The organism is Kitasatospora putterlickiae (genome assembly GCF_039527695.1).
In the GTDB taxonomy this organism is placed as follows: Bacteria; Actinomycetota; Actinomycetes; order Streptomycetales; family Streptomycetaceae; genus Kitasatospora; species Kitasatospora putterlickiae.
In genome coordinates this window covers 1-4,829 of sequence record NZ_BAAAKJ010000045.1, presented here as the reverse complement: position 1 = coordinate 4,829, position 4,829 = coordinate 1, and the positions used below count along the sequence as shown (strand labels likewise).

The following is a 4,829-nucleotide window of genomic DNA, read 5'->3' as shown; positions in this document are numbered from 1 at the left end:
CCGGCCCGCGCGGCTCCGGCGGCCCCGGTCAGCCACGCCGGGCCGCGTCGCGGAGCCGTGGACGGTCCAGCGCGTACCCCAGGAGCAGGATCCGCTGGGTGAGCCGCGCGGTCACCGTGGCCCGCGGCCGTTGCAGGGCCCGGTGCAGCGCCAGCGAGGCGACCAGTTCGGCCTCCTGCTCCTGCCGCTCCGAGTACGCCGACCGGCCGAGCACCCGGTGGACCAACTCGCCCGGCAGCCGGGGGAGCAGGGCCTCGGCGGCGCTCGCGGCCAGCCCGCCGCCGGTGTGCCCGCAGAGCAGGTGGCCGATCTCGTGCAGCACGATGTGCTGCTGGTGCAGCGCGGTGGTGTCGACGGGGTAGCCGATGTAGTCCGCGCGATCGGTGCTGACCAGCGCCCCGCAGGGCGCGTGGACCGGTCCGGAGAGCGGGATCAGCTCGATCGGCCGCCCGCGCCGCCGGGCCAGCGCCTCGGTCAGCGCCGGGATGCCGAAGGGCTCCGGGAGCGGTACCGACTCCGCGACGGTGCGACATCGCTGCCAGAGTCCGCGCTCCGACCCACCCGGATGCCCCACGTCCATTCCCCCTGGAGTTCGACGCCCTCAGCCGGGAGGCGATCCTACGGACGGGGACGCGCCGGGAGAACCGCCTGGACGCCGATTTCCGCTACCTGCCGCCGGCCTCGCGGCGGGCGATCGCGTCGATCATGTCGCGGATCGTGCCGAGCCCCTCGGGGGACAGGGTCACCGCGCGCAGCGCCACATCGCGCACGCCGGCGTCCCGCAGCGCGCCGAGCAGCGTCAGTTCCTCGGCGATCCGGGCGCTCTGCCGGTCGTCGAAGAAGTACACCGGGGGGACCTGGAAGAACTGGGCCAGGGCTTCGAGGTGGCGTTTCGTCGGATTGTCCCGGCGGCCGGTGCGCAGCTGCCACAGGTAGGTCGCCGAGAAGGTCTCGCCGGTCGCCTCCCGGCAGGCGCGGGCGACCTCCTCGTGGGTGTACGGCTCGCGGTCGGGACGGCGGACCACGTCGAACAGCCGGTCGATCTTCGCTGCGAGCGTGGACGTACCGGAGTCTGCGTCGGGCACGGCACACCTCTCCCCTCACCCCGCGCACCCGCGCGGTGCGTGTGCGGATCGACCACTCGCGACGGTCGCCCATTGTAGTGGCCCCGCGCCCGGACGCGGAGGCCTCCGACGGGCCGGCACTTCACCGCCGTCACCGTGTGGACCGGTGACGGCGATGACCGCCATGGCGGCGTCACCGCTCCAACCGGTGAGGGGTGGCCGGAGGGTGGCCGGAGGGTGGCCGGACCGCCTGACCGGGGACCCCGCGCCCGTCCCCCGGCGCGGGACCCGCGCCGCGTTCGGTCCGTCTCTAGGCGGGCCCGGCGGCGGCGGGGGCCGTCCGCTTCCGCGCGCGGTAGGCGGCGGCCTTGATCCGGTTGCCGCAGGACTCCATGCCGCACCACTGGCGCCGCATGCCCCGGGAGCGGTCGATGTAGATCCGCGTGCACTCCGGGTTGCCGCACTCCTTCATCAGCGGGACGTCGGGTCCGCTGAGGAGTTCCACGGCGTGCCGGGCGACCGTCGCCAGCGCCTGCTCGGGGGTCGCCTCGTTGTGCCGCCCGGCGACCGTGAGCTGCGGAGTCACCGGGGCCCTGCGGGCGGCCGCGTTGAGCACGGCGAGTGCCTCGCGGTCGAAGCCCTCCCCGCCGACACGGTTGGTGACGAGCCGGTAGGCGGCCTCGCGCACCGTCCTCGCCTCCCGGACGTCGCGTTCGTCGCCGGGCGTGATCGTGTCCACGAGTCCGCTGTCGAGGTGCCAGGCGTTCAGCCGCTCCGGCGTCACGAACATCTCGAAGCGGACCGTGCGCCGGGCGCGGAGGGTGGCCGCGAAGTCCAGCGCCGGATGTCCGCACACGAACACATGGTCGAGATTCACATCACCATGCTGACAGGTGACTGTGGACGGCGCAAGGACGGTTCGGCGCACCCCGCGGGTCGGCCGAAGTTCACGTCCCCGTCACCGATGCCGCTCGCCTCCGCCGACGGCCCGTCGCGACTCCGCCGGCACCCTCACCGGTCAAGCCGGTGGCGCGAGCCGTCCCCGCGCCACCTCCCTGGCGGAAGCGCCGCCTGACCGTTCCCGCCCGCACCCTCGTTGTTGCGAGGTGGCACGGGGCGCGGCCGGGTCCGAGCATGGCGGTCGGGGGTGTCGGCGGTCGTGGGAGTCGTGCTCGCGGTGCTCGCCGCCGGACCGGGAACCGGAACGGCCGCCGCCGCGCAGCCGGCGCCGCCGCCGTTCCAGATGCCGTTCCCGTGCGGGACGACCTGGGAGCTGGACACCTACGGGGAGGAGCACAGCCCGGCGCTGGACATCGTGGTGGAGCACAACACCGGGTCCGACGGCCTGCCGGTGCTGGCCTCCGCCGCGGGCACGGTGTCCGCGACGTACTGGGACGACGGTTCGGGCAACACCATCCAGATCAGCCACGGCAACGGCTGGTTCACGGCGTACTACCACCTGATGGACGACCCGGCCACGTTCGTGAAGAAGGGTGACCCGGTGCTGCCGTCCACCCGGATCGGCCGGATCGGCGAAACCGGCGGCACCGACTGGGCGCACCTGCACTACGAGCAGCGGTACGCGGCCACGGGCGACTTCACCTACGAGAAGGACCGGGTGCCGGTGCGCTTCGACGGCGTCGAGTACGGCGGGCTGAACCGCCACTGGCCGAGCGTCACCAGCCGCAACTGCGCGGGCGGGCCGGAACCGGCCGCCTGGCGGGACTGTCCGTCCGGGTACGTCTGCTTCTACTCGGGCGCCGACGGCACCGGCACGGTCTGCCGCTCGGCCGCCGACCAGCCGGCCGGCACCTGCGGGGTGCGCCGCTCCTACTTCAACAACGGGACGGAGCAGCCGGGCTACGACCACGTCCAGGTGTCGTTCCGCGAGGGCGGCGGCCAGTGCCTGCACTTCGGCTGGGCGGAGGGCCGGGGCAACCTCCCGGCCGGCGGGCGGACCATCGACTCCTTCCGCTGGCGCGGCGAGTGCTGAGCCGGCTCCCCGCCCCTGTTCCCGGGCCGATCGGACCGTGACGGATCGTTATCAGAACTTTTGATTCCGCTCGCTACCCTTTCCCCGTCCGTCCACGGGGGAAGGGTAGTGACGTGCACAGCATCATCGTGGTGCCCGGGCCTGGCATGGTCCCGGTCGACCGGTTCCACCTGGCTCCGGGGCAGATCCTCCGGTTCGGCCGCGCCGCCGCGGCGGACGGCGCGCCCGGCCTGGGCATCCCGCACAGCGGCGTCTCGCGCTTCGCCGGCGAGATCGGCGCGACCGGCACGTACTGGACGCTCAGCAACCTCAGCCGCACCTCGACCTACGTGGTGGAGAACCCGGAGGGCGCGGGCGAGCACATCAAGGTCGCGCCGGGCCGGCTGACCGCGCCCGTCCCCTTCGAGTTCGCCCGCATCGTCCTGCCCGCCGGCTCCGAACTGCTCAGCCTCGACGTCTGGGCGCCGCGCCACGACTACGCCGACCGGGACGCGCCGACCGGGCCGGACACGCCCGGCGGACCGGGCGACGAGTCCACCCTGCTGGCGTTCCCGCTCGACCGCTCCAGCCGGTACTTCCTGGTGCTCGCCGCGCTCTGCGAGCCCCGGCTGCGCGGCGAGCCGCACGCCCTGCCGCCCACCGTCGACCAGGTCGTCGAGCGGCTGCGGCCGCTCTGGCCGTCCGCCAACCGCGCCGCCGTCCAGTGGAACATCGACTACCTGGCCGTCAAACTGCGCCTCAAGCCGGCACCGGACGCCGTGACGTCCGGTCCGCGCCTGGTCGGCAAGAAGGACGCGCTGGCCTCCCTCGCCCTGCGCTTCGACCTGGTCCGCGAGGACGACCTCGCCCTGCTCGCCCCCGGGACCGCGCGGTGAACCCGCGGGCCGGGCCCTCCGGCGCGCTGCCCGTGCCGGCGGGCTACCGGATCGGCGCGTGGAAGGTCGACCGCCTGCTCGGCAACGGCTCCTTCGGCAGCGTGTACGCGGCCCGCCGGGCCCGGCCGCGGCCCGGCCTGCCGTCGCGCGCCGCGCTCAAGTTCCTGCCCACCGGCACCCGGACCCCGCGCCAGCTCCGCCACCTGCGGGACCTCGCCGACCGGGAGACCCAGGTGCTCAGCCGGGTCAGCGCACCACGGCTGATCCGGCTGTACGAGATCCTCGCCGTTGACGCGCCCGAACAGCCCGAACTCGACGGCGCCACCGTCCTCGTCCTGGAGGAGGCCGACTGCTCGCTGGACGCCCTGCTCGCCCAGGACCGCACACCCCGGACCGGCCCCGCCCTGCTGGCCCAGATCTGCGAAGGACTCGCCCAACTGCACCACGCGGGCTGGGTGCACGGAGACCTGAAACCCGGCAACGTGCTGCTGATGCCGGACGGCACCGCGCGGCTCGCCGACTTCAACCTGGCCGCCGAACTCGACGGCACCCACGCCTACGCCCCGCCGTTCGCTACCCCCGACTACTCCCCGCCGGATCTGCTCTGGGCCGAGATCGGCGAACGCGGCCGGCGGATCCGCCCGGCCGCCGACGTCTGGGCCTTCGGCGTCCTCGCCCACCTCGTCCTCACCGGCGCCCTGCCGCTGCCCGGCGCGACCCCCGCCGCCCGCCGGGACGCCGCGCTGCGCTACGCCCGGGGCGAGGAGGAACTGCGGCTCTCGCCCGGGCTCCCGCCGCTCTGGCGGGAGATCGTCCAGGACTGCCTGGCCCGCCGCCCCGAGGAGCGGGACCGGCACAGCACCGCCTCGCTGCTGCGCCGGGTCCGGACCACCGCGC

General features: G+C 74.6%; 6 protein-coding genes. 3 read left to right on the top strand and 3 right to left on the bottom strand.

Annotation, left to right across the window (positions count from 1 at the left end; translation table 11 throughout):
- Positions 1-28: 28 nt before the first annotated feature.
- From ABD308_RS05625 to ABD308_RS05615, 3 genes are all read right to left on the bottom strand, one after another.
- Positions 29-574 carry a ParH-like protein gene (locus ABD308_RS05625; protein WP_344327553.1) on the bottom strand — a complete coding sequence of 182 codons (546 nt, stop codon included), beginning with the start codon at positions 572-574 and terminating at the stop codon, positions 29-31.
- Positions 575-665: 91 nt separating this feature from the next.
- Positions 666-1,085 (bottom strand): helix-turn-helix domain-containing protein, encoded by a 420-nt coding sequence (locus ABD308_RS05620; protein WP_344327545.1) that lies wholly within the window; start codon positions 1,083-1,085, stop codon positions 666-668.
- Positions 1,086-1,374: 289 nt separating this feature from the next.
- Entirely contained in the window at positions 1,375-1,941 is a 567-nt protein-coding gene (locus tag ABD308_RS05615) for a CGNR zinc finger domain-containing protein (RefSeq protein WP_344327538.1), read from the bottom strand.
- A gap of 282 nt (positions 1,942-2,223) precedes the next feature.
- On the opposite strand from ABD308_RS05615, the gene ABD308_RS05610 reads away from it, so the two are divergent.
- From ABD308_RS05610 to ABD308_RS05600, 3 genes are all read left to right on the top strand, one after another.
- Positions 2,224-3,057, top strand: a complete 834-nt coding sequence (locus ABD308_RS05610; RefSeq protein WP_344327533.1) for a peptidoglycan DD-metalloendopeptidase family protein — start codon at positions 2,224-2,226, stop codon at positions 3,055-3,057.
- Positions 3,058-3,170: 113 nt separating this feature from the next.
- Entirely contained in the window at positions 3,171-3,932 is a 762-nt protein-coding gene (locus ABD308_RS05605; RefSeq protein ID WP_344327530.1) for an FHA domain-containing protein, read from the top strand.
- A partial coding sequence (locus tag ABD308_RS05600) for a serine/threonine-protein kinase (RefSeq protein WP_344327527.1) occupies positions 3,929-4,829 on the top strand: 901 nt, incomplete at its 3' end. The genes ABD308_RS05605 and ABD308_RS05600, both read left to right, overlap by 4 nt.